Raw genomic sequence first — 25795 nt, 5'->3', positions numbered from 1 at the left:
AAACCGGTGCATATGCACCGGCCGGTTAATTTGATTCTTCGAAATAAGTCAGCAGCTCTTCTTCCGAAATCAACACTTCCCGCGGCCGTCCCGCCCGCTGGCCAGAAACAAGACCTTTTTCTTCCATTATTTCAATCAAGCGGGCAGCGCGATTATAGCCTACCTTTAAATTCCGCTGCAGCATAGAAGTCGAAGCGCCTCCCTGGCGGACTACCAGCTCACAGGCTTCTTGAAACAGTTCATCTTCTTCATCATGAACGGCTGCTTTTTGCAGCAGCTCTTCCTGCTTAAACAAATAATCGGGCTGCTGCTGTGCTTTTGCAAATTGAACCACTTCATCAATTTCCTCATTGGTTACAAACGTTCCCTGCAGACGGACAGATTCGCTCGCACCGTTATTTAGGAACAGCATGTCCCCTTTTCCAAGCAGTTTCTCCGCTCCTACTTTATCTAAAATCGTGCGCGAGTCAATTTGTGAAGAAACAGAAAAGGCAATCCGCGTTGGAATGTTCGCTTTAATCAAACCTGTAATAACATCTACAGACGGGCGCTGGGTTGCCACAATCAAATGAATACCGCAGGCACGGGCTTTTTGGGCAATCCGGCAAATCGACTCCTCTACATCCCCTGGTGCCATCATCATTAAATCTGCCAATTCATCAATCACTATGACCAAATACGGTAGATGCGGTTCATTGAATTCCGATGCTTTCACTTTTGCATTGTAAGAAGCCATGTCCCTTACACCTGCATGGACAAAAAGCTGATACCGCCGCTCCATCTCTTCTACCGCCCATTTCAATGCCGCAGTCGCTGCCTTTACATCCGTGATCACCGGGCTCGCTAAATGCGGAATGCCATTATACGGCGTTAACTCAACCATTTTCGGGTCAATGAGAAGCAGTTTGAGTTCATGAGGCGCTGCTTTGTACAAAAGACTAACTAAAATGGAATTAATACAGACGCTTTTCCCTGAGCCAGTCGCACCGGCAATGAGCCCGTGCGGCATTTTTTGCAAATCCAGCACAACCGGATTTCCGGCAATATCAAGGCCCAGCGCGGAAGCCAGCGGCGAAGAATGTGATTGAAAACGGCTGTGTCCGATAATTTCACTGATATAGACCGGGCGGCTTTTTTCATTAGGGAGTTCAATTCCGACCACCTGGGTGCCTGGAATTGGTGCTTCAATTCGAATCGTCCGCGCGGCAAGACTGCGTTTAATATCGTCTGTTAAACTAACAATCTTGCTCACTTTAACCCCGATCGCCGGTGTTACTTCAAAGCGCGTAATAGACGGGCCAGTGGTTACTCCAGTCACATGTGCATTGATATTAAAGCTTTTCAATGTTTCATTCAGCAGAGCTGACTTCTCCTGTACCCAAGTATCGTCAGCTGATTCCTGTGCCGGCGGTGTTAAAAACGAGAGCGGCGGACGATTTATTTTCTCAGGGATCACCATCGGTTCCTGTACAGGCGGCTTGTCCTCTTTGGCTTTGGCGGCAGGCACGTTGGATGGAGCAGAAGCGGACTGGGGCTGCTGCTTCAATGCCGGCTTAGGCTTTGTAATTTTCTCGCGATCTTTCTTCAGCATGACAACGTTAAAAGGGGAATGGCGCCGTTCTCTCGGCTTTTCTTTTTGCTCGGAAGGCATGCTCTTTTCTGGATAAAGAACGGCCGGCTTTTGTGCAGGCGCCTCCTCTTCCTCCTTCGGCTTTGGTACTTCCCGTCTTGGCACCTCTTGTATAGGTGCTTCCTTCTTCCGTTCAAACGGACGCTTCGCTTGCTCTTTTGAAAACAGCAGAAGCGGCTCATTCCTTTTTTCCCGCTCTTCGCTGCGTACACTGCGTATATCTTCTTTCACCGGCCGGGACCGAAATCCATAAATAGGTGATGGAATCTCTGTCGGCTTAAACGGCCGCGGTGCAATACGTGATGCTCCTGACGCAGAAGTATACGCTGGCTTGTGTCCCTGCTCACTCCTCGATGATTCAACCGGCGCAGCAGAAGCAGGCTCGTGCCGGGTGAGGCGCGGCGAGCGGCGTGGACTTTCCTCATGTCCGCTCCGCTTTACAGTCGGATACCGGTATGCTACACGCGTAGAAAGCTGCTGCACGGATGGAAGCGAAGGAATGGCGCGCTTCTGCTCAAAAGCAGCAGGGGCTGGAGCCTGGCGCGGCGGCGGCTCTTCCACCGGCTCTGGTTTTGGCTCTTCAACTGTATCAGCATCGACTGGTTTCGTTTCATCTACTTCAATGATTTCAATTTCTTCTCTGAAATAGGAGAGAATTTTTTTAAACAGACTCATTTGTAATCACTCTTTCTCCTTAAAGTCTTTTTCATTGTACCAACTATACACGATTTGTTAACAGAAAAACGAAATTTTGGGAAAATAGATGGGGATGAAAAAGAACCGTCCGCTAAAGACGTTACTCTTTACGCGGACGGTTTTTAGCTAAAATAAAGATTGGTTCAAGGTGTCCTTCTTCATACACAAAAGAAAGAGCGGTGATCGGAACACGGCCGGCCGCGAAAAAGCTCATCGCCATCTGTGCCAATATGTCATAGCCTGTTTCATTCCGAATGTCCCCAATAATGAGTACATCCCCATGCGGAATAGAAACCGTCATCGCTCCTTCTATTTTCTCACTCATTTCCTTTAAAAACCGGTCATTTAAAATACGAGTGGCATCATAGCCATCATTTGAATTCAAAAAATAAAAGATATTTCCCGCTACTGTATCCTGTTTCATCTCAAGCGGCAGAGAGCGCAGGTTAAAACGGGCTATTTCCCGTATTTGCTCTGCTGTCCATCCTTCTTTTTTCATGAGCCTCTCATCGATCAGCCGGTAAGTGGTACCAAGATCAACCGCATAGTATATACGGGTTTCTGCTGTATGTTCATCCCAAAAAAGCGGCACACCTTCCTCCGCCTCTGTTGGAAAGGAGGCGGCCCGGATTACCGGAAAAATCTGCTTTTCTTTTTCTTCTTTTTGCCCGGCTCCATCGAATGCATTTAACGCTTCATTTACATAATAAATCGTTTCCTCAGCTGCTTTTTGAACATTGCCTTCAAATTTAGCCAAAATGCCGCCCAGTGCTACTGTGACGCCTTTTTTCGTTTCACTGTTTTCAATCCGCATTTCTTCTTTTTCACGGTCATATACAATGGTTCGATTCGGCTGTTTAAGCGTTTGTTCAAGTTCTCTTTTTAATTTCATGGTAGACATATCAGTCTCCCCCCATCTTTAGTATTGCTTGATCGTATCAACCGTCGCTTTATCCATACTGGTGATCAATCGAACGAGCAGTTCTTTGGCCGCATCATAATCGTCCGTATGAATAATAGATGAATGTGTATGAATGTACCGGGAACAAATACCGATCACGGCACTTGGCACGCCGCTTCCTGTCGTATGAACACGGCCCGCATCTGTACCACCGGGCGATACGAAATATTGATAAGGGATGCTGTTTGATTCTGCCGTATCAAGTACAAACTCACGCATACCGCCATGCGTCACCATAGAGCGGTCAAAGATACGCAGAAGAACTCCCTTGCCAAGCTGTCCGAACTCCTTTTTATCCCCTGTTGCGTCGTTGGCCGGGCTTGCATCCAGCGCAAAAAAGATATCCGGGTTGATTAAATGGGCAGCGGTTTGTGCCCCGCGAAGACCTACTTCTTCTTGAACGGTTGCGCCTGAATACAGCATGTTCGGGACTGTTTTTCCATGAAGCTCTTTGAGCAGCTCAAGCGCCAATCCGCATCCATATCGATTATCCCAGGCTTTCGCCATGATTTTTTTCGGGTTTGCCATTGGTGTGAATGGGGAGACAGGCAAAATAGATTGACCCGGCTTAATGCCAATCGCTTCCGCGTCTGCTCTGTCGTCTGCTCCTACATCGATCTGCATGTGCTTAATCTGCATCGGTTTACTACGTTGATCTTCCGTTAACAGGTGCGGCGGCGTGGAAGAAATCACTCCTTCTATCGGACCATTCCTTGTATAGATACGGACTCTTTGGGCCAGCATGGTTTGATTCCACCAGCCGCCAAGCGGTTGAAAGCGAATCATTCCATTATCAGTAATCGCGGTTACCATAAAAGCGACTTCATCCATATGGCCTGCTACCATCACACGCGGCCCATTTTCATCCCCATTTTTCACACCAAATATGCTGCCAAGGTGATCTTGAATAATAGAATCAGCATAAGGCTCCATTTCCTTTTTCAAAAAAGCGCGCACGGCATGTTCGTTTCCCGGTGCACCCGGCAGTTCTGTCAGCGTTTTAAACATACTTTTGGTTTCCTGATTCATTTGCTCCATTCCTCCCGCTTTTCTTTTGTTCATTATACCGAAAATAACGCTCAAGGTGGACTGAAGCGCATTTTAGTTTTCAGTCCTTTCGTCTTCTTGTATACTAAAGAAGCAATCAACTAGATAAACAGGGGGTTTCAATATGGTAAAATGGGATCGAACCGCTTTTTTGATCGGCGCAGCCGCTGGAGCAGCCGCCGCCATTTTGATTCAAAAACAAACGTCCAAATCAATGAATATTCCACCTGAGAAAGTATTAAAAAAAGTAAAAGAGACCTTTAAACAGAATGGACCGGTCGATGGTTCCTGGATTCAAATGAAGCCGGAGCAAATTGACAACAATGGATTTCCTGTAATCGTTTATAAAGGCGGTATTTCCCGCCCTGGCGATTCCGGAAATACACAATTTGAATTTTCAGCAGATGCAAAAACGGGCACACTGTTAAACGTGCAGCCTGTATAAAACAAAAATCCCAAACGGGTTCGACCCGTTTGGGATTTTTTATGCACGCGGCTGGAATCGGGCCTCCGAACGGTAAATTCGCTGGCCTTTTGCCGAGAATTTTTCTTCATATTCAGTCATCACATTTCCTTCAAAGGAGCTGTTGTGCAGATCAAGGCTGACAAACGTTAACAGCATACCATATTCGGAAAAGCTTTTTAACGAGAATTCAAACAGCCCTTGGTTGTCAGTTTTAAAATGCACTTCCCCGCCCTCAGGCATAAGGGATTCATACAAGCTTAAAAATGTCTTATAGGTTAAACGGCGTTTGGCATGGCGGCTTTTAGGCCATGGATCAGAAAAGTTTAAATAAACGCGGCCTACTTCCCCTTTTTCAAAATAATTGAGCAGCTCTGCCCCATCTACATTAAGCAGTTTCAAGTTAGGAAGGTCTGCTTCAATAAGCCGGTCAAGCGCCGTCACAATGACGCTTTCATACATTTCAATCCCGATATAGTTGATATCAGGGTTTTGTTTTGCCATTCCTGTTACAAATTGGCCTTTTCCTGTTCCTACTTCAATATGGATCGGATTGTTGTTGCCAAAAATTTCATACCAGTGCCCTTTTGCTTCCTCAGGGTTTGGAACAATATATTGTGGATGAGCGCTGATTTTCTCGTGCGCCCATGGTTTATTTCGTAAACGCATCTTGCCTGTTCTCTCCATTTCCAAATAAATTATGCTCTGCTTCCAACAGCTGATGCAGAGAAGCTAAACCGCGGTTCATATCGTGGAAGCGGGTTTTTTCACGGTTCCACTCAATAGATGAAAGCAGCTGTGCTGCCGCATACCATTTCATGCGGTGAAAGAACTCTGGTGTTAATGCCAAGCCGTACTGATTGAGCCACTCGCCCCAGTTTTCCCGTTTCACATATCCAAACAGCAATGTACCAATATCCATCGCCGGATCGGCAATCATGGCACCATCCCAATCAATTAAGAATAACTCGTCCTCGTCAGAAAGGAGCCAATTATGGTGGTTTACATCTGTGTGACATACCACAAATTGATAATCCGGCACATTTGGCAGACCCTCTTCTAAAAAACAGAGCGCATCCGAGACAACCGGATGGGCAGACATCGAATGAACTTGGGAACGGATATCAGATAAAGTAGCTGCCGGCAGTACAGGCTGTTTTCCAAGCCGTTTGAGCATGTTTAAAAGCGGTTTGGATGAATGAATTTTCCCCATCAGCCGGGCAACACGATCTGACTCCATTTCTTCCGGCCCAAGTTCCCTGCCATTCATCCAATGCTGCGCGGAAATCACATCGCCGTTTTCGAGCCGCTTTGTCCAAACAAGTTTTGGGACAATTCCCTCAGCTGAAAGCATAGCAAGAAAAGGCGAAGAATTTCGCTTTAAAAACAGCTCCTGTCCAGCATGGCGCGCAAAAAAAGCTTTTCCTGTTACGCCTCCGGCAGGCATGATTTCCCAATCTCTTCCCAAAAAGTGTTCCAAAAACCTCACCTTTTTCATAAAAAAAAGACAGCAGCCGCTTCGAGAAACAATCGCTGTCTTTTTTATTACTTGTATCGTTCGTTTATCGTCTGACATATTGTATCATGAATCGGCGCTTTCGACCAGTTCCTTTATGAAACATTCTATCTGGCGAAAACGGCACAGCTGAATGGCTCTACTGAAGCGTCCTGCTTCACCGTTTGAAGCGGCTTTGTTCCAGCTTCAGTACCTGAAACGATCTGGTGCCATTCTTCTCCTTCCGGCAGTGCAAAAGTCGAAGCCATTTTACCCGTATTAAAACTTAAAACCAAGTCTTTCCACTTGCCGTACGAACCGACATCCTTCAGCCAGACAGTTAGTGTATCCGCATTGGCTGGCCATTTAACCATATGATAGCAAATGGCTTCTTCTTTTCTAAGACGAAACGCCCCCGTTGATTTTCGGACTTCTATCAGCCCTTTCACATATTGCACATGGTCTACAAATTCACCACGGCGGCGCCAATCCATTTGATTAATAATATCTGAGCTTGTGTAGCTGTTTTCAACTCCATGCTTTGTCCGGCAAAATTCCTGGCCGGCATGCAGAAACGGAATTCCCTGGGAGAAAAGTACAATAGCAGTGGCCAAAAGATGCCTTTTCTTATTCGTTTCTGTATCTCCTGGAAAGCATGCTTCAAGCTTATCCCATAGTGTATAGTTATCATGACATTCTACATAGTTGACAGACTGGGCCGGCGAGTGAAACAACCGGTCTACACCGCTGCACCCGACATTGGCTGTCAGTGCGGCAAAGGCATTGTCGAGCATCTTGCTGTTTCCAAACGCAAAACCGGTTTCAAACAGCTGAAAGGTACTTCCCTTAATGGAGTCACGGAACCGGTCATTGAAAAAAGCAACCTCCGGCAGTGCATGTTCATTGCGAATCGTTGCTTTTTCCTCAGCGGGCAGCGCGGTGTTTAAGTCCCACCCTTCTCCCAGCAGAATAAGACCTAGATTATGACGGCGAAGACGGCTGGCTGCCTGCTTCATCGTTTCCACATCAATCAGTCCCATCAGGTCGAAACGAAATCCATCGAGATTGTAGGCTTCCATCCAGTACTGAAGAGAATCTAAAATAAACTTGCGGCCCATTTTCCGCTCTGAGGCAAAGTCGTTTCCGCATCCTGATCCGTTTGAAGGCATTCCGTCGATTCCCTGGCGGAAAAAGTAGCCCGGAACGAGCTTTTCAAACGAGGAAGTCTCCCGGACGAATACATGGTTATACACCACATCCATGATGACTCGGAGCCCTTTTTTATGAAACGCTTCGATCATTTGCTTCAGTTCTACTGAGCGTGCATACAAGTCGGCTGGATTGGAGCTGAAGCTTCCTTCCGGCACGTTAAAATAAAGAGGATTGTAGCCCCAGTTGTAGTTGGCGGAAAAATCTGTGTCAGATACACCAAAAAAATCGAAAAAGGGCATCAGCTGTACGTGGGTGACACCGAGCGATGTGATGTAGTCCAGTCCAGTCGGCTGCCCGTCAGGACTTTGTGTCCCTTCCTCTGTGAGTCCAAGATACAAGCCCTGGTGCTTAATGCCGCTTTCCCGCTGGCTCGAAACATCACGAATGGAAGCTTCGTAAATAATCGCATCGAGCGGAGAAGAAAAAGGAGGGAGCTGGTGCTTTTCCACCTTCATTTTTTCATCATCGACAACACGTGCCCACTCGCTGTGAACAGAAACCATTTTTGCATAAGGATCGACCGCTTCATGCCAGATATTATTGACCCGCACTTGGTAATGGTAAAAAAAACCTTCTGCATTTCCGTTTATTTCTGCTTCAAATGTACCGGATGGTCCTCTTCTCATCGGCATATAGCGAAGCGGAGCTTCTTCTGTTTCTTTAAACTTTACAAAAGCTTCAGTTGCCGTTGGTGCCCACACTCGAAAAGAAGTTTTCTCCGGTGTGTACATGCTTCCCAGCTCACCTTCGTAGTAAAAGAGCCGGTCGAATTCTTTTGTCCGGATTACACCGCCCATTTGCAAATCGGTACGCATAAGGCGTTCATCTAAAATAACATGCTCCCGGCCAAATTCCGGCATTTCTTTTAAGCGGCACGTGTATTTTATTTCTGCATTCAATTCCTGCACGCCCACAAGCTCCATTTTCGTTACGTTGCCCCCGCTCTCAATATAAAAAGCAGAAGACTTCCCTGAATAATAATGCTTTGGAAGCAAAACAGCGACTTCAGTCAGTGTATCTAAATATGCATTAAACGGACGGGTTGAAATCATTTATATCTCCTCCTCCCATTCTGGGCGGCGCAGGCTGATCGAATCTGCATGTGCAAGCAAAACTTTTGCTGCTTTCAGCTGAATCGTTTTCAGTGGTGAAGAAAACTGTCTCATTTCTTGAAACCAGCGGGGAAATTCACGCTTATCAATGTAATATATGTCTGCTGGTGCGGACGGGTCATCAATGTAGCCGTTTCGAGATAAAATCGCTTTTCGAACGGGAATATCCACTTCATGATGCCGGAGCAGTTTTTTGGCGATTGTTTCTGTTCTTGCCAATGAAACGGCAGGACTTAACACTTTAGATTCCGTTTCTCGAAAACGCTTCATCCAAAACCGGTCAGAAGAACCGGTAAAAACCGCTTCGTCCTGCTCTTCCAAAAATGTAAGGCACCAGACTTGCAGCGGTGTGATCAGTACAATGTCCAGCTCGACAACGGCTTTTTGAAAGCGGAAAACCGGCTTATACAAAATGAGGAACGTATCTGGCAGACGCGTCGCTAAAAATTTCAGCTGCTCATCCACATAATATTTGTGATCGAGCGGTGACTGATGCAGCAGTGTTGAACTTGCCCATTTCACTTGAAAAGCAAACATTTTATCAACGAATGCTTTTTTTACATCCTCTTCTGTTTGCAAGTATATGAATTCTGATTCATTCATTGAAAACAAAGCTTCATCTTCCTGCAAAGGCCCGGGCTCTGTTTCTACCCGTTTTTCTTTTTTAGAAAACAACCCCCGGAGCAAAGAATGCTTTTCCTTTGGTTCTTCTAGCAGCCAATTTTCCTCTTTGCCGGGTTCTGTATGTATTATTCCCGTGCTCCGCTGGTATTCCCACTGGTTATGAAACTTTTCCCACTCTCCTTTTTTCAGCCGAACATACCGGGCTGGGTAATGGAAAGGGTCTTGTTCATATCTTGAGATATAATTTTGAAGCTTAATTAATTGCGCCATGGCTCTTGTTCCTCTCCTGACCCGCTTAATAGGCAGGACCATCTTTTCACGTACTTTGGACCCGCTGCCCTTTTCGTTTCATACAAAGCAATTTCAGCTGCAGGAAAAGACGGCCATTCCGGAAGTACATCTGGCACATACGGCTCGGAACCCGCCCATTTCCGCGCAGTGGTAATATGAGGACGAAACGGTTTTTCATCTATGGAAATTCCTGCTTTCCGGCACGCAGCTGCCACCCCTTTTTGCACATCGAAAAGAGAAGAAGGCTCATTCGTTCCAATCCAGAAAATACGCGGAGACGTTTTTTGGCCAAACGTACCAAATGACGTCAGTTTAAGTTCGAAAACAGGTATATGTTTTATGTTTTCCTCCATAAACACACAGGCTTTTTCCAGATCCGAAAGATCAGCTGCGCCCACGAATGCCAATGTTAAATGGTAATCCTCCTTATGGACCAGCCTTTTAAAAAGCTCATTTCTTCCTTTCATTTCATCCGCAATCTTTTTTTTCACGTCATCGGGAAGAACAAGTGCAAAAAAATAATGTGGCTGCATACTCTACACTCCTTTTTTCGGCCAATTGTTGTTTTTAGTTTACCAAAAACCCGCAAGAAAAGTCGTCTTTTCTCATCCACTGTATTTCGATTGGAATTGTTCGAGTAATATGCTTTAATTGAATAAAGAAAGGGTGACGTTTGATGAAAGTGGTTGATAATATTGCCAAACTGATTGGCGACACACCGCTCGTAAAGCTGCAGCGTTTGTCACCTGAACACGGAGCAGATGTGTACGTAAAATTAGAATTTTACAACCCGAGCGGAAGTGTAAAGGACCGCGCTGCTTATAACATGATTATAGAGGCAGAAAAATCAGGAAAGTTAAAACCGGGAGCTGTGGTCATTGAACCGACAAGCGGAAATACAGGCATCGGTATTGCGATGAACGCGGCTGCCAGAGGATACAAAGCCATTTTGGTGATGCCGGACACGATGACAAAGGAACGCATCAACCTTTTAAAAGCATATGGTGCAGAAGTCGTTTTGACGCCGGGAGATGAAAAAATGCCTGGCTCCATCCGCAAAGCACTAGAGCTGGCCGAGCGTGTTCCAAACAGTTTTATTCCCATGCAGTTTGACAATCCCGCTAATTCGGATGCCCACCGTGGCACGACATCCTCGGAAATTTCCGAAGCTGTAGAACAGATTGGCAAGCGGTTTGCTGCTTTTGTGGCAACTGCAGGTACAGGCGGAACAATTACGGGTACAGGGGAAGAACTAAAAAAGCAATTCCCTGATTTAGCTGTTCATGTCGTAGAACCGGCTGGATCCCCTGTTTTATCAGGCGGCCAGCCTGGCCGGCACAAGCTCGTCGGTACGAGCCCTGGGTTTATCCCTTCTATTTTAAATACAGAGGTTTATGACTCGATCTTTAAAATTACAGATGAGGACGCCTATGACATTACCCGCCGCCTTGCTGCTGAGGAAGGGATTTTGGTCGGTCCATCTGCCGGTGCTGCATGCTTTGCCGCGATCCAAGCAGCTAAAGCTTTATCAAAAGATGATATGGTCATTTGCCTGGCTCCGGATACGGGCGAACGGTACTTGTCTACGGATGTATTTCAAGATGAGTAAATAAGCTCTCTCCTAAAAAAGGCAGGAAATTTTTTTGGGGAAACATCGCTTCTTGAAAAGAGCCGATAGAGGAAGCCGGCCGGACTTCTTGAGCAAAAAAGAAACAAAGAGATACTTTGTCAAAAGATTTTGTTTGTCTACAAGCTGAAGAACCCTGCCTTTATGGCAGGGTTCTTTTTAATTCTTTTTTCCAGCAAGCTCGACAATAGCCCGTGCGTAAATAGCCGCTGCCCTGAACAGATCATCCAAGACCGCATATTCATCTTTCTGATGGGCAACGTCAGCCCGTCCAGGAAACAAAGCTCCAAACGCAACGCCTCTTTTTAAAGCCCGCGCATATGTACCTCCGCCGGTCGAAAGCAGCTTCGCTTCCTCGCCGGTTTCCTCTTCGTACACTCGCTTTAGCGTTTGGACAAATGGATCATCCGGCTCTGTATAATGCGGAGGATTGTTGTCTAAAACCTGTAGTGAAACAGGAGAAAGAGCTTCCTTAAGCTTATGTATTTCTTCTTCAAATGAAAAAGAAACAGGATATCGAATATTCAAGCCGATTTGCGCTGTTTGCTGCTTTTCATAGGAGAACAAGGCCGCATTCACTGTGACATCTCCCATTTCTGCATCGGTTGAGGCAATGCCCAGCCGGTGTCCCCGTGTATCATCCTTGAAATAATCTACAACAAACTGTAAATAAGCAGAAGCGGCAGGATCAATCGCTTCCTGGACTAAAAAATCCGCCAGGAACAGCGCAGCGTTTTGTCCATCCTTTGGTTCCGCTGCATGAGCAGATACGCCATTCATTTCGAGAAAAACAATTCCTCCGTCAATATAATAAGAGCCTTCTAAGTCGTTGTCTTTTATATACTCTGTATAGTTTTGTAAAAATAATGTATGCTGCTTTTCAATCCAAACGGCTGCTTTTGCATAATCCGGAACCATATTATACCGGCTGCCCGCCTTAAACGATTCGATTTGAATATCAGCTTGTCCGGGCTCCGGAACGGTCAGATTCAGCTGAACATCCGCAATCCCTTTTTCTGCAAAAATAATCGGGAAATCTGCATCAGGCGCAAATCCGACTCCTGGCATTTCTTCGGTTTTAAAGTAATGCTCCACGCATTGCCATGTACTTTCTTCATCAGTCCCCACAATCATTCGGATCCGCTTTTCAAGCGGAATGCCTAATTCCTGAACGGTTTTCATGGCATAGTACGCTGCAATAGTGGGTCCCTTATCATCAATCGCCCCGCGTCCAAAGATTTTGCCGTCCTCTACTTCTCCCTCAAATGGTTTATACGACCACCCGTCACCTGGAGGCACAACGTCGACATGGCACAAAATACCAATCAGTTCTTCTCCGTGTCCTATTTCAAGGTGTCCGGCTACGTTTCCTGTGTTTTTTACACGGAAGCCGCTTTTCTCGCCCAGTTCAAGCATAAAATCAAGCGCCTGCCGTACTTCCCTTCCGAAAGGAGCATCTTCTGCTGCTTGATCGCTTTTCACACTTGGAATTTGAATTAACGACTGCAAATCCTGAATTAATTCGCCTTCGCGTTTTTTTATTTCGTTTCGCCAGTTAATGGTACGCATAAGCATTCCTCCTTTTTTCATTTTACATGGGAACCGGCATTTTAACCAATTTCTTTACAAAAGATTTATTTTTCAATTTTTTTACCAAAATACGTACATTTTTTTTGTTAGCAGGCATAATATTATTAAAAAAGGGTAAATCTCTTGTAAATTAAGCTCTTTTCCCTAGCATAATCTCTATAAATACAGTACACTGTAATTGTCAGACAGTTTAGCGCCTGTTAAACAGGTGCAAGGAGATGTCTGAATCAGCTTATCATATTATCATTTCATGTCTCCTGCTGTCGTTATGTCTCATGGGAAAAAAGATGAGGGAGTGGTATTTTGAAGCCTACTACAAATCGGATGCTGACTCGCATAAAATCCATCTATATGTTCATTAAAGAAAATGGAACTGTGACAACGCAGGATATTGTAGATGAATTTGGCATCACCCCGCGAACCATTCAACGCGACTTGAATGTACTGGCTTACAATGAGCTTGTTTTTAGCCCGACACGTGGGAAATGGACAACCACAGAAAAGAAAGTTCGGATGACATCATAATGTTTTTATCAAAAAACGGCTGCCTCTTCAGGCAGCCGTTTTTTTTAGCTTTCACGCAGTAAAGCCAGCTCTTCTTCTGTTACTTCCCGGTACTCGCCAAGCTCCAATTCTTCGTCAAGCAAAAGACCGCCCATCGATAGTCTTTTTAAATAAAGAACTTCTTTACCTACGGCTTGAAACATTCGCTTTACTTGATGAAACTTTCCTTCCGTGATCGTCAGCTCAATCTCCGACTCTTCGCCTGCTGATAAAATAACAAGCTCTCCCGGCTTTGTATGATAGCCGTCATCAAGCGTTACTCCTTCTTGAAAAGCTGCTGCATCTTCTTCCGTTACATGGCCGAGGACACGGGCAAAATATGTTTTAGGAACATGATGCTTCGGCGAAAGCAAAGAATGGGACAGCTGTCCATCATTTGTTAAAAGAAGCAGCCCTTCTGTGTCTTTGTCAAGGCGGCCGACCGGGTGCGGGTCGAAATGCTTATGCATATCATCAAGCAAATCCACCACTGTTTCGTCCCGCTTGTCTTCTGTTGCTGAAATCACCCCTGCCGGCTTGTTCATCATCAAGTAAATAAATTCACGGTATTCAACCGGCTCATCAAACAGCATCACTTCATCTGTTTGGGGATGAACGTGCTGCTTTGCATCTTTTATTACTTTTCCGTTCACTGTTACGGCTCCCGATTTTAAAAGCTTTTTTACTTCTTTGCGGGAACCGATGCCGGAATTGGCCAGCCATTTATCTAAGCGCATAGTGTTACTCCTTTTATGCTTTTTTCAAGCGTAGTTTTCGTTTAATTCCGTCCAGTCTTGAACCGAATACTTCATCAAGCAGGCCAAACTTCTGGCTGAGCACAAAGTAAACAGCGGCTCCAGCGCCAGCACAGATGATGGTAATCAATAAAGCAGGACCGTCTGATTGTGCCGACAATACGAAAGACAGCACGCCGTAAAGGGCCATCACAACCACAGCCATCACCACGTTAAACCCAATAATCAAGCCGATTTTTTTCGCAAGCGGGCGAAGTGAGTAATTGGCATAAAAACGGATGACAACTAGATTGATGATAATAGAAGTGGAGTAGCCGAGTGCAGTCGCATAAACAGCCCCTTCTGTTTGGAACAATTTAATAAGCGGAATATTTAAAGACAGCTTAACCAATATACCGGTCAATAAACTTAAAACCGTAAAACGCTGTTCATTAATTCCTTGTAAAATGGCTGCCGTAACGGAAAATAGAGCAAATAAGATCGCAATCGGTGCATACACACGAAGTACGTCTGTGCCAAGCGCGCTCGCTTCATAAAAAATGGTATAAAGCGGTTCTGCTAAAAGCGCCATACCGACCGCCGCAGGAACCGTTAAAAAAAGCAGGACTTCAAAGGTTTTATTCAGCTGCTGCGTGACAACATCCATTCTTCCCTTTACAAATGAGCTCGTGACCATCGGAACCAGCGTCATGGCAAATGCAGTAGCAAGGGAAACGGGGATAATGACAAGCTTCTGCGTGCTGAAATTTAAAATCCCAAATGCCGATACTGCCTGATCGGCTAAACCAATTTGAGACATGGCGCGGGAAAAGGTTAACTGGTCGACAAGCTGGTAAAGCGGAATCGCGATGCCGACAAAAATAAACGGAATTGCATACACGACAATTTCTGAATACATCCCAAATAATGAAACTTTTGCTTGCCCTTTATCCTGCTCCAGGAGCTTGTCCAAATGCTTTTTACGCTTGAAGAAATACACGTATAACACAATTAACCCGAACACCGCACCGATAAAAGCAGCAAATGTCGCAACGCTGACCGCTGTTACGACCGATCCGTTCATCACATAAATCACAATATAGGCTCCAGCCAATAGAAAAGCAATACGGGCGATTTGCTCTACAACCGTTGAAACGGCTGATGGCCCCATCGATTGATGCCCCTGGAAAAACCCGCGCGTGATGCTCATAAATGGAACGATAATCAGAGCAAAGCTGACTGCGCGTATAACGGTCGTGACATCCTCAATCGTATAAGTCGTCTCTTCCCCATTTAATGATAATTGTGCAAAGAAAGGCGCAAATGAATACATAATAAGAAAAGCGGCAAAACCAGTCATCAGCATAATCACCATGCCCGATTTAAACAGCTTCCTGCCAACGGCATACTCTTCTATGGCATTATACTTTGCAATGTATTTAGAGACAGCAAGCGGAACCCCTGCAGTGGCAATACTGATAAAAATCGTATAGGGCACGTAGCCATAACTATACAGCGCTGCCGCATCTTCCCCTCCGATAATACTGTAAAACGGGATAACATAAAACAAGCCAAGAAATTTAGATATAAACGTGCCAAGTGTGAGGATAAACGTCCCTCGGATCAAATTGGATGACATACATTGAATCCCTCTTTTTCTCTTTAAACATCACTTGCTAGTGTACCTCTTTCTCTCGTGTCTGACAATTTTTTTCGCCATCTGCTATAATGAACAAAGTTCGAACAATGAGGTGACTATATGTATGACGTAATCGTCGTGGGCGGCGGACCGGCCGGCTTGATGGCAGCGATTGCCTCCGGCCGTGCAGGCGCACGCACACTGCTTATTGATAAAGGGCGTAAACCGGGAAACAAGCTGCAAATTTCCGGCGGCGGGCGCTGTAATGTAACAAACCGCCTGCCTGTTGAAGAAATTATCCGGCACATTCCCGGTAACGGCCGTTTTTTGTACAGCGCTTTTTCTGTGTTTAGCAATGAAGACATTATCCGTTTTTTTGAACAGCTAGGCGTGAAACTGAAAGAAGAAGACCACGGACGAATGTTTCCGGTCTCAAACCGGGCGCAGGACGTTGTGGAAGCACTGCTCGGTGAGCTTAAGCGCCTTCGGGTCGATATGCGCCTCGGCTCGCCTGTTGACTCACTATTGATGGATGAACAATATATACGCGGTGTCCGTCTGGTCTCCGGCGAAGATATTCATTCGAATGCAGTAGTGCTGGCAACAGGTGGAAAAGCGGTGCCGCAGACAGGCTCTACCGGTGATGGCTATCCATGGGCCCTGCAGGCGGGCCATACCATTACCGAGCTGTTCCCGACAGAAGTACCTATTACGTCAAAAGAGCCGTTTATTGTAAACCGCTCTATGCAGGGGCTTGCTCTTCGGGATGTCGGCTTGTCGGTGCTCAATAAAAAAGGCAAAGTGCTTGTTACTCACCGAATGGATATGCTGTTTACTCATTTCGGTTTATCGGGCCCTGCTGCCCTGCGCTGCAGCCAATACGTCGTGAAAGAAGGCAGGAAAAACGGCTTTCCCGTTCAAATGGCCATCGATGTGTTTCCAGACGGAAATGAACATGACGCAGGTGTTGCCATCCGCAAAACGATAAAAGAAGAACCGAAAAAAGCAGTGAAAAACAGCTTTAAAAAAATGGTGCCGGAACGATATCTGCACTTTTTGCTCCAGCAGGCCGGCATCGATCTTGAGACACCTGGAAACGGATTATCGGAAGCGTCCATCCGTGAACTCGCTTCTCTTTTCAAGTCATTTAAAATGTCCGTTCACGGAACATTGCCAATTGAAAAAGCATTTGTAACCGGCGGCGGTGTATCCGTAAAAGAAATCGAGCCCAAAACAATGGCTTCTAAAAAGAAAGATGGCCTTTTCTTCTGTGGGGAAATACTCGACATTCATGGCTATACCGGCGGCTATAATATTACGGCGGCTCTTATTACCGGACATATTGCCGGCACCAATGCAGCAGCCGTTCGATAAATAAAAAAACTGTGCGGAGCGAGTCCGCACAGTTTTTTATTTTTTCGGTGCTGTTTCACCTGTATAGTTCAGCATGCCGCCTGTCATGTTTGTGGCTTTAAAGCCGTTTTCAATGAGAAAGCGGGCTACATTCTCAGAACGTACACCTGAACGACATACGATGATATAGTCGGTTTCTGGATCAAGGCGATCCAATTCACCAGGAATGGTTCCCATGACGATATGCTCTGCTTCCGGGATCATGCCTTCTGCAACTTCATCTTCTTCACGAACATCGATCAGGGCCAATGCTTCACCGTTTTCGAGTTTTTGGCGTACTTCTTCTGCTGTAATCATTGGAATCATATTCTTCATCCCCTCAACATTAATTGGCTACAACGTTCACAAGCTTGCCCGGTACAGCAATAACCTTGCGAACCGTTTTACCAGTTAGTTCCGCTGCAAACTGTTCGTCCTGCATAGCCAGTTCTTCCAGTTGTTCACGCGTAGCGTCTTTAGATACCATACGTTTTGCTTTTACTTTTCCGTTCAGCTGCAAGACGATTTCAACTTCGTTATCGACAAGCTTTGACTCATCAAATTGCGGCCATGCTTCGTACGTTACCGTCTCGCTGTGGCCGAGCTTTTCCCATAGCTCTTCTGCCAAGTGCGGAGCAAGCGGTGATAGAAGCTTTACAAATCCTTCTGCGTATTCTGTTGGAATCGTTTCGGCTTTGTTCGCTTCATTTACAAATACCATCATTTGTGAGATGGCTGTGTTAAAGCGAAGGCCTTCATAGTCTTCCGTTACTTTCTTCACGGTCTGGTGATACACTTTCTCAAGCGCTGTATCGCCTTCGCCTACTTTTGATGTTAACGAACCATCATCCATCACAAGCAAACGCCAAATGCGGTCAAGGAAGCGGCGTGCTCCTTCTACGCCGTTCGTGCTCCAGGCAATCGATGCTTCAAGTGGGCCCATGAACATCTCGTAAAGGCGGAGCGTGTCGGCACCATGGCTTTCCACGATTTCGTCCGGATTAACGACGTTGCCTTTTGATTTACTCATTTTTTCATTGTTTTCCCCAAGGATCATTCCCTGGTTAAATAATTTCTGGAATGGCTCTTTTGTATGAACCACACCGATATCATACAGCACTTTATGCCAGAAACGCGCATATAGCAAGTGAAGTACAGCATGCTCTGCTCCGCCGATATAAATATCAACCGGCAGCCAGCGTTTTAAAAGATCGGCATCCGCAAGCGCTTCTTTGTTGGTCGGATCGATAAAGCGCAGGTAGTACCAGCAGCTTCCCGCCCATTGCGGCATTGTATTTGTTTCCCGGCGGCCTTTTTTGCCTGTTTCCGGATCCACGACATTCACCCAGTCTTCAATAATAGCAAGTGGTGATTCACCAGTGCCGGACGGACGAATTTCCTTCGTTTTCGGCAATACAAGCGGCAGCTCTGATTCTGGAACAGCTGTCATTGTACCGTCTTCCCAGTGAATAATCGGAATTGGCTCACCCCAGTAACGCTGACGGCTGAACAGCCAGTCACGAAGACGGTACGTCACTTTTTTCGTACCAATGCCTTCTTTTTCGAGCCAGGCGATCATTTGCGCAATCGCATCTTCTTTGTTTAAACCGTTAAGGAAGTCTGAATTAATATGCTCGCCGTCTCCTGTATAGGCTTCTTCTTCTACATTTCCTCCGGCTACCACTTCCTTGATTGGCAAATCAAATTTCCGCGCAAACTCATAGTCACGCTCATCATGTGCCGGAACGGCCATAATCGCACCCGTACCATATGTGATCAATACATAATCTGCGATCCAGATCGGCATTTTTTCACCGTTTACCGGGTTTACGGCATAAGCGCCTGTGAAAACACCGGTTTTGTCCTTGGCAAGATCGGTCCGCTCAAGATCACTTTTTGATTTGACTCCATCAATATATTGCTCGACGGCTTCTTTTTGTTCCGCTGTAGTAATTTTTTCAACAAATGGATGTTCAGGAGCCAAAACAGCATACGTCGCTCCAAACAGCGTGTCTGGACGCGTTGTGAATACCGTAAACGTTTCGTCATGGCCGTCAATATTGAACGTTACTTCTGCTCCTTCAGAACGGCCAATCCAGTTACGCTGCATATCTTTGATGCTCTCTGGCCAGTCCAACTCCTCTAAATCTTCGATTAAACGGTCCGCATAAGCCGTTATTTTAAGCATCCATTGACGCATTGGGCGGCGTTCAACCGGGTGGCCGCCGCGTTCTGATTTTCCATCAATCACTTCTTCATTTGCAAGAACCGTTCCTAGTGCCGGGCACCAGTTAACCGGCACTTCATCTACATATGCCAGCCCTTTTTTATACAATTCCAGGAAAATCCACTGTGTCCATTTATAATAATCCGGGTCTGTTGTATTGATTTCACGATCCCAGTCATAAGAAAACCCGAGTGATTTGATTTGACGGCGGAAGTTATTAATATTTTGTTCTGTAAATTCGGCCGGGTCGTTTCCAGTATCAAGGGCGTATTGTTCTGCCGGAAGCCCGAATGCATCCCATCCCATTGGATGAAGCACATTGTATCCCTGCATACGCTTAAAACGGCTTAAAATATCTGTTGCCGTATAGCCTTCCGGGTGACCAACGTGAAGCCCGGCGCCTGATGGATACGGAAACATATCCAGTGCGTAAAACTTCGGCTTATCCGAATCATTGTTCATTTTAAAAGTTTTATTTTGTTCCCAATAGTGCTGCCATTTTTGCTCGATCTTTTTGTGATCAAAATTCATGTTGAAACCTGCCTTCCGTTTATGTACTGCCGATCGAAAACTGAATACGCCGCGCTTCGCGGCCCACATAATAGATCTAATAGAAAACTCCTGCCCAGCGAGTGGGACAGGAGAGGTTTTTCTCTACCCAGAATGGAGCATTAGTCCGACGGCTTTCTTCATTAATCTTTACCTTTCATTTTAGAAAAATTCCAGCTAATATGCAAGCGCATTTTACCCGCTTCCCTCTTCATGCTACAATTTAAAACGAGCTTTAAAGGAGGAATGAATGATGACAAACCCGTTTCCGTACGCAAGCGACGACAGACGGTATCATACATGGAATTATCATTTGCGGCAGCACTTCGGTCATAAAGTATTTAAAGTAGCACTTGACGGCGGATTTGACTGCCCTAACCGCGACGGCACGGTTGCTTTTGGCGGCTGTACATTTTGCAGTGCAGCAGGCTCAGGTGATTTTGCCGGCGACCGGGTTGACCCGCTGGAAAAACAGTTTCATGATATAAAAACAAAAATGCACGAAAAATGGAAGCACGGAAAATATATGGCGTATTTCCAGGCATATACGAATACACATGCGCCGGTTGAGGTGCTTCGTGAAAAATACGAGACAGTCCTGAAGCAGGATGATGTGGTTGGTATTTCGATCGCCACACGTCCGGACTGCCTTCCGGATGACGTTGTTGACTATTTGGCTGAACTGAATGAGCGTACGTATTTATGGGTAGAACTCGGCCTGCAGACCGTTCATGAAAAAACAGCCCGCATTATTAATCGTGCCCACGATTTTCAAACGTATGTGGAAGGCGTTGAAAAGCTGCGCAAGCACAACATCCGTATTTGCTCCCATTTAATTAACGGCCTGCCGCTTGAAACTCCCGAAATGATGATGGAGACAGCCCAGGCTATCGCTGATTTAGATGTACAGGGCATTAAAATTCACTTGCTGCACCTTTTAAAAGGGACTCCTCTTGTCAAACAGTACGAAAAAGGCATGCTGGACTTTTTATCGATGCAGGACTATGCGAAGCTTGTTGTAGACCAGCTTGAAATCCTGCCGCCGGAAATGGTTGTCCACCGCATTACGGGCGATGGCCCAATCGAGCTGATGATCGGCCCAATGTGGAGTGTCAATAAGTGGGAAGTATTGAATGCCATTCATGCCGAAATGCAAAAGCGCGATACGTGGCAGGGCAAGTTCTACAAAGGAGCTATTGTGCAGCCATGACGCTAGATGGAATTTTGCCGTTCGCGCGGCTTCTCATTCAAAAAACCCTGTCAGATGCCCCATGCTTTGTCGATGCTACAGCCGGCAATGGACATGATACGGTATTTTTAGCCGGGCTGGCCGGCGAAGACGGCCGCGTTTTTGCATTCGACGTTCAAGAACAGGCGATTCATAATACAAAAAAACGCGTAGCAGAAGCGGGCTTCTCAAACCGTGTTTCGCTGTTTCATAGCGGCCATGAAGAGGTCCGAAAGCATATTCCAGACTTCTATCACAGAGGGATCAATGCAGCCATTTTTAATCTCGGCTACCTGCCAAAAGGCGACAAATCGATCATTACCAGACCGGATACCACTATTGAAGCCATCCGCCAGCTGTTTGATATGCTCAAACCCGGCGGTTTGATTGTACTCGTTGTATACCATGGCCATGCAGGCGGCGCTGATGAGCGGAATGCAGTGGTTGAATTTGCTGCCGGTCTTGACCAGCAGCGGGCACACGTTATGCAATACGGCTTTATCAACCAAGTAAACACGCCTCCTTTTATTGTCGCTATCGAAAAACGTCCGGCCATATAAAAAGCTTCCTCCTTTTAAAAGGAGGAAGCTTTTTTACAGATTGAAATATCTCTTTATGCAGGAGATTACTTTTTAACCATCAAATACATAAAATATGGAGCGCCGATCAATGTGACAATAATCCCTGCTGGTACAGAGGTTGTAAAAGGCATCAGGCGGCCGATCGTATCCGCTCCAAGAAGCAGCAGTGCGCCAATGACCGCCGCAACCGGCACAAAATGCTGATGACGCGGTCCTGTTAATCCTCTTGCAATATGCGGAGCCATCAAGCCGATAAACACAATGCCGCCGCTCACTGACACAGCTGCTGATGCAAGTGCAACGGATAGGAGCAGCAGCATAATCCGCTCCCTGCCAACTCTTACTCCAAGCCCCGCAGAAGTGCCTTCATTTAAGTTTAATAGATTCAATACATTTGATTTCCACAATACAGCCGGAATCAAGACAACCAGCCATGGCACCAATGCTTTTACAAAGTTCCAGTCATTACCCCATATATCGCCGGCAAGCCAGCCGGCGATAAATTCGTATTCGCGCGAGTCAAACTGTGAAGCAAGGATCAGCATGATGCCCGCCATCGCCATCGCCATGCCAACTCCTGCTAAAACAAGACGAATCGGATCAAGACCTTCTGTTTTATGATAGGAAACTGCGGAAATGATGAGTGCCGTCACCATGCCGCCAATAAATGCAAACAGCGGCACCATATATAAAAATGTAGAAGACTGCGGCGTAAAGACCAACGCGTAAATGGTGACCATCAAGCCCGCTCCCGCGTTAATGCCGAGAATTCCGGGGTCGGCCAGCGGATTGTGGGAGATACTTTGCAATATCGCGCCTGAGACGGCCAGCGCCGCTCCGGCAAGCATCGTAATCATCATGCGCGGCAGACGGAAGCTGTATAAAATAAGCTCTTCTCTAGGTGTCCCATTACCGAGCAGCGTTTCTAGAAGACGCATCGGCGGAACAGCCACTTTTCCTGACGCAGCACTTGCTATAAATAAAACAACAAGAAGTACAGCTGACACGGTGAAAACGCGTCTTGCTCTTTTCTTTAAATGATCATTCATTGTGTGAGCCGCCCCCTTTTGCGAATAAGATAAAGGAAAAACGGCACGCCGACAACAGAAATGACCGCGCCAACCGGTGTTTCAAATGGCGGGTTAATCATACGGGCTGCTGTATCAGCCAGCACAAGCATCATGCTTCCGAAAAGGGCTGAGCCCGGAATAATCCACCGATAATCCGTTCCGACAAGCGCCCGGACTAAATGTGGAGTCATTAAGCCAATAAACATAATCGGTCCCGCGACAGAGACGCCTGCCCCAGAGAGGATAAGCACGACCAAAATTAAAATCACTTTTACAAGCGTTGTCCGCTGTCCGAGCCCTTTAGCCATTTCCTCACCAAAGCTTAAAATAGTCAACGACCTCGACAGCAGAATGGCGGTCAGCAGACCAATTCCAACGACCGGAGCCAACACTTTAAGTTGAGGCCAGCTTGTCCCAGAAACACCCCCGGCCTGCCAGAAAGCAAGGTCTTGTGACAACTGAAACATAAGGGCGACACCTTCTCCAAGTGCCGTTAACAAAGCAGAAATGGCGGCCCCTGCGAGTACAATGCGCAGCGGCGAGAAGCCGCCTTTTTTGATTGAAGCCAGGCCGAATAATAAAACAGCTCCGACAACTGCACCGGCAAAAGAAAAAAGAATAGCCATTGTATAAGAACTGGCAGAAAAAAAGGCCAGCATACAGGCAAGGCCAAGACTTGCACCTGTATTCAAGCCAAGCAGACCCGGCTCCGCCAGCGGGTTGCGTGTAACCCCTTGCATAATAGCTCCTGCTGTTCCAAATGCCGCTCCCGTCAGCGCCGCTCCAATCTCCCTTGGCAGACGGATGCCCATAATAATTTGATCTGCTTCACGACTTGGATCAAATAAAAAAATAGCTTCCCAAACGGTTTTCAGCGTCAGTTCTGCTGCCCCGACTGAAACGGACAGCGCGAGACTGATCAATAAACCTGCAAATCCTGCTAAAAGAACGAATACTCCCGTCTTTGGACGGGAGCTTGCTTGTAATTCACTTGTATGATTCATACGGATCTTCCCTTTATTGCGCCGCTTTTTTCGTTAAAGCGTCTACGATAAAGTCAAGTTCTTTTTCAACTGAGATCGGATCATTGAAGTAAAAAGAATCCGAGTCAAATGTGATCACATTTCCTGCTTTCACAGCCGGAATGTTTTTCCAAAGGTCTGTTTCCATAAATGTTGAAGATGATACGTTGGCACCTTCTCCAACGAAAATATAATCACCTGCATACTCTGGAATCGCTTCAGCCGAGATGGCCTTATAGCCTGGTCCAAATGCTTCCGCTTCTACTTTTTCAGGGGCCTTCATGCCAAGAGCCTGATAGATGACTTCTGTTCCACGGCCCCAGTTTTTTCCGTATACATACGTGTCTTTACCGAATGTTTCAACTACAGTTGCTGTTGCATCTGTTCCAATCGCTTCTTGAACCTTTTTCTTTGCTTCTTCTGCTTTCGCATTCCATTCATCTACCCATTTTTGGGCTTCTTCTTCTTTGCCTAAAATTTTGCCGATTTCAAGATGCTGATCAAGATAATTGTATTTCTCGTAAGACAGTCCGACTGTTGGCGCAATTTCTTTGTATTTCGCCATGTTTTCGTCTCCTGTATACGTAATAATTAAATCCGGCTCTAAACCAATCAACGTTTCGTAATCATCTGGTGCTACTACTTTTGCATCTTTTAGCTTATCACCTAAAAACTTGCTTTTTGCAGACCAGTCTGTAATCGCAACAGGAGTTACACCAAGCTCCAGGAAATTCCCCGGATACGTAGCAGCCATGACAGCTACCCGTTCTGGGTTGGCCGGAATCTCAATGTCACCTTCTTCTGATGCATATGTACGTGTTTCTGCTTTTGTATTTGATTCTTTTTCCTGCCCGCTTTCTTCTTTCTCCTGAGAACACGCGGCTAGGAAAAGAGCACTTATGATCATAAGCAGCGGTAAAACTGAAAATAATTTACGCTTCATGTTGTTCGTCCTTTCTAAGTGAAAATGATTATCATTAACTAGGTAAATCTTATCGAAAATGATTCTCATTGTCAATGTTATTTTTTTAAAAAAGCTCCTTTTAAAGGAGCTCTTTATTACCCACTGTCTCAGCAAGTAATTGAAAGGAGCGTTTCTTTTTTTCAAAATCAAACAAGATCGTCACAGCCATGATCTCATCCGTCCCGCAATTTTGCGCTAATTCCTCCAGCTGCGTTCGAACAGTGTCCGGTCCTCCCACAATCATACGCTTTCGGTTTTCCTCAACATGCATCCGTTCAAACTTCCCATATGAGTAAGCCGCTGCTTTTTCCGGTGAAGGTGTGCCAGTTGATCGAATCCCCTGCCCGGTCATCATCAGGGACAGATCAAGGCTTCCCGCAAGAAAATCGGCTTCCTCATCTGTCTCTGCACATACAAGAAAAACAGCCACAGCGGATTTTGGCTCCTTTAAATGAGGAGACGGCTGAAAGGTGCGCCGGTACTCAGCCAGCTCATCGGGCCCCCCGTCGCCATTAATAAATTTAGCAAATACGTACGGCAGCCCTTTTTGGGCAGCGAGCGCTGCACTGGACGGGCTTGAACCAAGCAGCCACACATCAGGCGGTACTTCAAGAGCAGGAGTTGCCCTGACACCAGAATACGGATGGGGAACGGACTGATCATACAAATAAGCGAGCACATCATCAATTTGTTCCGGAAAGCGGTCTTTTTCCCGTTTCCGGCCATTCGACAGGGCAAACGAAGCCCTCGGCATACCGCCTGGTGCCCGCCCTACACCTAGATCGATTCGCTCCGGAGCAAGCGCAGACAGTACTTTAAAATTTTCAGCAACTTTATAAGCGCTGTAGTGCGTCAGCATCACACCGCCTGAGCCAAGCCGAATGCTGTTTGTTTTTGCTGCCAAATGGCCGAGCAGCACTTCTGGCGAAGAGCCCGCGAGTGTATCTGCATCATGATGCTCAGATACCCAAAACCGTTTGTATCCAAGTTCTTCCGCCCATTGAGCCAGCTCTACCGTTTCCTGAAGAGCTTTCATGGCGCTTTGTCCTTCCGACAAGGGAGACTGATCCAATATACTAAGCTTCATATTCCCCTCTC

The 25795-nt window shown here is 46.2% G+C and carries 23 protein-coding genes; 6 read left to right on the top strand and 17 right to left on the bottom strand.

The features are described 5' to 3' along the window. Positions 1 to 25 precede the first annotated feature (25 nt). From RRU94_RS13135 to RRU94_RS13125, 3 genes are all read right to left on the bottom strand, one after another. Positions 26 to 2305 carry a DNA translocase FtsK gene (locus RRU94_RS13135; protein WP_315694726.1) on the bottom strand — a complete coding sequence of 760 codons (2280 nt, stop codon included), beginning with the start codon at positions 2303 to 2305 and terminating at the stop codon, positions 26 to 28. Positions 2306 to 2426: 121 nt separating this feature from the next. Beyond that, positions 2427 to 3227: a DUF1444 domain-containing protein gene (locus RRU94_RS13130; protein ID WP_315694724.1), complete on the bottom strand. Its 801-nt coding sequence runs from the start codon at positions 3225 to 3227 to the stop codon at positions 2427 to 2429. A gap of 18 nt (positions 3228 to 3245) precedes the next feature. Continuing rightward, positions 3246 to 4316 (bottom strand): M42 family metallopeptidase, encoded by a 1071-nt coding sequence (locus RRU94_RS13125; RefSeq protein ID WP_315694722.1) that lies wholly within the window; start codon positions 4314 to 4316, stop codon positions 3246 to 3248. A 142-nt stretch (positions 4317 to 4458) separates the two neighbouring features. Between RRU94_RS13125 and RRU94_RS13120 the strand changes: the two genes are divergently transcribed. Then, entirely contained in the window at positions 4459 to 4779 is a 321-nt protein-coding gene (locus tag RRU94_RS13120) for a PepSY domain-containing protein (RefSeq protein WP_315694719.1), read from the top strand. Positions 4780 to 4818: 39 nt separating this feature from the next. On the opposite strand, the gene trmB is transcribed toward RRU94_RS13120, so the two are convergent. The 5 genes from trmB to thpR form a co-directional block, all read right to left on the bottom strand. Beyond that, positions 4819 to 5466, bottom strand: a complete 648-nt coding sequence (trmB, locus tag RRU94_RS13115; RefSeq protein WP_315694717.1) for a tRNA (guanosine(46)-N7)-methyltransferase TrmB — start codon at positions 5464 to 5466, stop codon at positions 4819 to 4821. After that, positions 5450 to 6286, bottom strand: coding sequence for a phosphotransferase (locus RRU94_RS13110; protein ID WP_410493045.1), 837 nt, complete (start codon positions 6284 to 6286; stop codon positions 5450 to 5452). The genes trmB and RRU94_RS13110 overlap by 17 nt, the downstream gene beginning before the upstream one ends. Before the next feature lie 134 nt (positions 6287 to 6420). Beyond that, on the bottom strand, positions 6421 to 8556 hold the full coding sequence (pulA, locus tag RRU94_RS13105) for a type I pullulanase (protein WP_315694713.1): 2136 nt from the start codon (positions 8554 to 8556) through the stop codon (positions 6421 to 6423). Next, positions 8557 to 9510, bottom strand: coding sequence for an NERD domain-containing protein (locus RRU94_RS13100; RefSeq protein WP_315694711.1), 954 nt, complete (start codon positions 9508 to 9510; stop codon positions 8557 to 8559). It lies immediately after the preceding gene. Then, positions 9498 to 10064 carry an RNA 2',3'-cyclic phosphodiesterase gene (gene thpR, locus RRU94_RS13095; RefSeq protein ID WP_315694709.1) on the bottom strand — a complete coding sequence of 189 codons (567 nt, stop codon included), beginning with the start codon at positions 10062 to 10064 and terminating at the stop codon, positions 9498 to 9500. Before thpR ends, RRU94_RS13100 begins: the two co-directional genes overlap by 13 nt. A 140-nt stretch (positions 10065 to 10204) precedes the next feature. Between thpR and cysK the strand changes: the two genes are divergently transcribed. Then, positions 10205 to 11140, top strand: a complete 936-nt coding sequence (gene cysK / locus RRU94_RS13090; protein ID WP_315694707.1) for a cysteine synthase A — start codon at positions 10205 to 10207, stop codon at positions 11138 to 11140. Between the two features lie 177 nt (positions 11141 to 11317). Here the strand turns inward: cysK and pepV are convergent, their stop codons facing one another. Further along, on the bottom strand, positions 11318 to 12727 hold the full coding sequence (gene pepV, locus RRU94_RS13085; protein WP_315694706.1) for a dipeptidase PepV: 1410 nt from the start codon (positions 12725 to 12727) through the stop codon (positions 11318 to 11320). Positions 12728 to 13051: 324 nt separating this feature from the next. On the opposite strand from pepV, the gene RRU94_RS13080 reads away from it, so the two are divergent. Next, positions 13052 to 13273, top strand: a complete 222-nt coding sequence (locus tag RRU94_RS13080; protein ID WP_045851690.1) for a DeoR family transcriptional regulator — start codon at positions 13052 to 13054, stop codon at positions 13271 to 13273. A 44-nt stretch (positions 13274 to 13317) separates the two neighbouring features. Here the strand turns inward: RRU94_RS13080 and RRU94_RS13075 are convergent, their stop codons facing one another. Together RRU94_RS13075 and RRU94_RS13070 are read right to left on the bottom strand one after the other, a co-directional pair. After that, positions 13318 to 14028: a pseudouridine synthase gene (locus tag RRU94_RS13075; protein ID WP_315694705.1), complete on the bottom strand. Its 711-nt coding sequence runs from the start codon at positions 14026 to 14028 to the stop codon at positions 13318 to 13320. A gap of 13 nt (positions 14029 to 14041) precedes the next feature. Continuing rightward, on the bottom strand, positions 14042 to 15664 hold the full coding sequence (locus RRU94_RS13070; RefSeq protein ID WP_315694704.1) for a putative polysaccharide biosynthesis protein: 1623 nt from the start codon (positions 15662 to 15664) through the stop codon (positions 14042 to 14044). Between the two features lie 120 nt (positions 15665 to 15784). Between RRU94_RS13070 and RRU94_RS13065 the strand changes: the two genes are divergently transcribed. Further along, positions 15785 to 17038 (top strand): BaiN/RdsA family NAD(P)/FAD-dependent oxidoreductase, encoded by a 1254-nt coding sequence (locus tag RRU94_RS13065; protein ID WP_315694703.1) that lies wholly within the window; start codon positions 15785 to 15787, stop codon positions 17036 to 17038. A 36-nt stretch (positions 17039 to 17074) separates the two neighbouring features. Here the strand turns inward: RRU94_RS13065 and RRU94_RS13060 are convergent, their stop codons facing one another. Both RRU94_RS13060 and leuS read right to left on the bottom strand, forming a co-directional pair. Next, complete coding sequence (locus RRU94_RS13060) at positions 17075 to 17383, bottom strand: rhodanese-like domain-containing protein (protein WP_315694702.1); 309 nt, start codon at positions 17381 to 17383, stop codon at positions 17075 to 17077. A gap of 19 nt (positions 17384 to 17402) precedes the next feature. After that, on the bottom strand, positions 17403 to 19814 hold the full coding sequence (leuS, locus tag RRU94_RS13055) for a leucine--tRNA ligase (protein ID WP_315694701.1): 2412 nt from the start codon (positions 19812 to 19814) through the stop codon (positions 17403 to 17405). A gap of 271 nt (positions 19815 to 20085) precedes the next feature. On the opposite strand from leuS, the gene RRU94_RS13050 reads away from it, so the two are divergent. After that, positions 20086 to 21042 (top strand): tRNA modification radical SAM protein MnmL/YtqA, encoded by a 957-nt coding sequence (locus RRU94_RS13050; RefSeq protein WP_242233209.1) that lies wholly within the window; start codon positions 20086 to 20088, stop codon positions 21040 to 21042. Then, the gene (locus RRU94_RS13045; RefSeq protein WP_315694700.1) at positions 21039 to 21620 is read left to right on the top strand and encodes a tRNA 5-(aminomethyl)-2-thiouridylate-methyltransferase MnmM; all 582 of its coding nucleotides are present in this window, start codon (positions 21039 to 21041) and stop codon (positions 21618 to 21620) included. The genes RRU94_RS13050 and RRU94_RS13045 overlap by 4 nt, the downstream gene beginning before the upstream one ends. A gap of 65 nt (positions 21621 to 21685) precedes the next feature. On the opposite strand, the gene RRU94_RS13040 is transcribed toward RRU94_RS13045, so the two are convergent. The 4 genes from RRU94_RS13040 to RRU94_RS13025 all read right to left on the bottom strand — a co-directional run bounded on the left by RRU94_RS13040 (position 21686) and on the right by RRU94_RS13025 (position 25784). Next, positions 21686 to 22690, bottom strand: a complete 1005-nt coding sequence (locus RRU94_RS13040) for a FecCD family ABC transporter permease (protein ID WP_315694699.1) — start codon at positions 22688 to 22690, stop codon at positions 21686 to 21688. Continuing rightward, positions 22687 to 23715 (bottom strand): FecCD family ABC transporter permease, encoded by a 1029-nt coding sequence (locus RRU94_RS13035; protein ID WP_315694698.1) that lies wholly within the window; start codon positions 23713 to 23715, stop codon positions 22687 to 22689. Before RRU94_RS13035 ends, RRU94_RS13040 begins: the two co-directional genes overlap by 4 nt. Before the next feature lie 13 nt (positions 23716 to 23728). Continuing rightward, positions 23729 to 24676, bottom strand: coding sequence for an iron-hydroxamate ABC transporter substrate-binding protein (locus RRU94_RS13030; protein WP_309089455.1), 948 nt, complete (start codon positions 24674 to 24676; stop codon positions 23729 to 23731). A 100-nt stretch (positions 24677 to 24776) separates the two neighbouring features. Further along, the gene (locus tag RRU94_RS13025) at positions 24777 to 25784 is read right to left on the bottom strand and encodes an LLM class flavin-dependent oxidoreductase (RefSeq protein WP_315694696.1); all 1008 of its coding nucleotides are present in this window, start codon (positions 25782 to 25784) and stop codon (positions 24777 to 24779) included. Positions 25785 to 25795: the final 11 nt, after the last annotated feature.

This window comes from Domibacillus sp. DTU_2020_1001157_1_SI_ALB_TIR_016 (assembly GCF_032341995.1).
Classification (GTDB): Bacteria; Bacillota; Bacilli; order Bacillales; family Domibacillaceae; genus Domibacillus; species Domibacillus indicus_A.
The sequence above is the reverse complement of the archived record's forward strand: the minus strand, read 5'-3'. Positions and strand labels throughout refer to the sequence as shown.

What these genes read in the sequence shown, in the direction of transcription:
- RRU94_RS13100 (WP_315694711.1), bottom strand. Translation starts at nt 9,510, where the DNA reads ATGGCGCAATTAATTAAGCTTCAAAATTATATCTCAAGATATGAACAA.
- trmB (WP_315694717.1), bottom strand. Translation starts at nt 5,466, where the DNA reads ATGCGTTTACGAAATAAACCATGGGCGCACGAGAAAATCAGCGCTCAT.
- RRU94_RS13135 (WP_315694726.1), bottom strand. Translation starts at nt 2,305, where the DNA reads ATGAGTCTGTTTAAAAAAATTCTCTCCTATTTCAGAGAAGAAATTGAA.
- RRU94_RS13075 (WP_315694705.1), bottom strand. Translation starts at nt 14,028, where the DNA reads ATGCGCTTAGATAAATGGCTGGCCAATTCCGGCATCGGTTCCCGCAAA.
- RRU94_RS13030 (WP_309089455.1), bottom strand. Translation starts at nt 24,676, where the DNA reads ATGAAGCGTAAATTATTTTCAGTTTTACCGCTGCTTATGATCATAAGT.
- pepV (WP_315694706.1), bottom strand. Translation starts at nt 12,727, where the DNA reads ATGCGTACCATTAACTGGCGAAACGAAATAAAAAAACGCGAAGGCGAA.
- leuS (WP_315694701.1), bottom strand. Translation starts at nt 19,814, where the DNA reads ATGAATTTTGATCACAAAAAGATCGAGCAAAAATGGCAGCACTATTGG.
- RRU94_RS13065 (WP_315694703.1), top strand. Translation starts at nt 15,785, where the DNA reads ATGTATGACGTAATCGTCGTGGGCGGCGGACCGGCCGGCTTGATGGCA.
- RRU94_RS13125 (WP_315694722.1), bottom strand. Translation starts at nt 4,316, where the DNA reads ATGAATCAGGAAACCAAAAGTATGTTTAAAACGCTGACAGAACTGCCG.
- RRU94_RS13050 (WP_242233209.1), top strand. Translation starts at nt 20,086, where the DNA reads ATGACAAACCCGTTTCCGTACGCAAGCGACGACAGACGGTATCATACA.
- thpR (WP_315694709.1), bottom strand. Translation starts at nt 10,064, where the DNA reads ATGCAGCCACATTATTTTTTTGCACTTGTTCTTCCCGATGACGTGAAA.
- RRU94_RS13120 (WP_315694719.1), top strand. Translation starts at nt 4,459, where the DNA reads ATGGTAAAATGGGATCGAACCGCTTTTTTGATCGGCGCAGCCGCTGGA.
- RRU94_RS13060 (WP_315694702.1), bottom strand. Translation starts at nt 17,383, where the DNA reads ATGATTCCAATGATTACAGCAGAAGAAGTACGCCAAAAACTCGAAAAC.
- RRU94_RS13040 (WP_315694699.1), bottom strand. Translation starts at nt 22,690, where the DNA reads ATGAATGATCATTTAAAGAAAAGAGCAAGACGCGTTTTCACCGTGTCA.
- RRU94_RS13070 (WP_315694704.1), bottom strand. Translation starts at nt 15,664, where the DNA reads ATGTCATCCAATTTGATCCGAGGGACGTTTATCCTCACACTTGGCACG.
- pulA (WP_315694713.1), bottom strand. Translation starts at nt 8,556, where the DNA reads ATGATTTCAACCCGTCCGTTTAATGCATATTTAGATACACTGACTGAA.
- RRU94_RS13130 (WP_315694724.1), bottom strand. Translation starts at nt 3,227, where the DNA reads ATGTCTACCATGAAATTAAAAAGAGAACTTGAACAAACGCTTAAACAG.
- RRU94_RS13035 (WP_315694698.1), bottom strand. Translation starts at nt 23,715, where the DNA reads ATGAATCATACAAGTGAATTACAAGCAAGCTCCCGTCCAAAGACGGGA.
- RRU94_RS13025 (WP_315694696.1), bottom strand. Translation starts at nt 25,784, where the DNA reads ATGAAGCTTAGTATATTGGATCAGTCTCCCTTGTCGGAAGGACAAAGC.
- RRU94_RS13045 (WP_315694700.1), top strand. Translation starts at nt 21,039, where the DNA reads ATGACGCTAGATGGAATTTTGCCGTTCGCGCGGCTTCTCATTCAAAAA.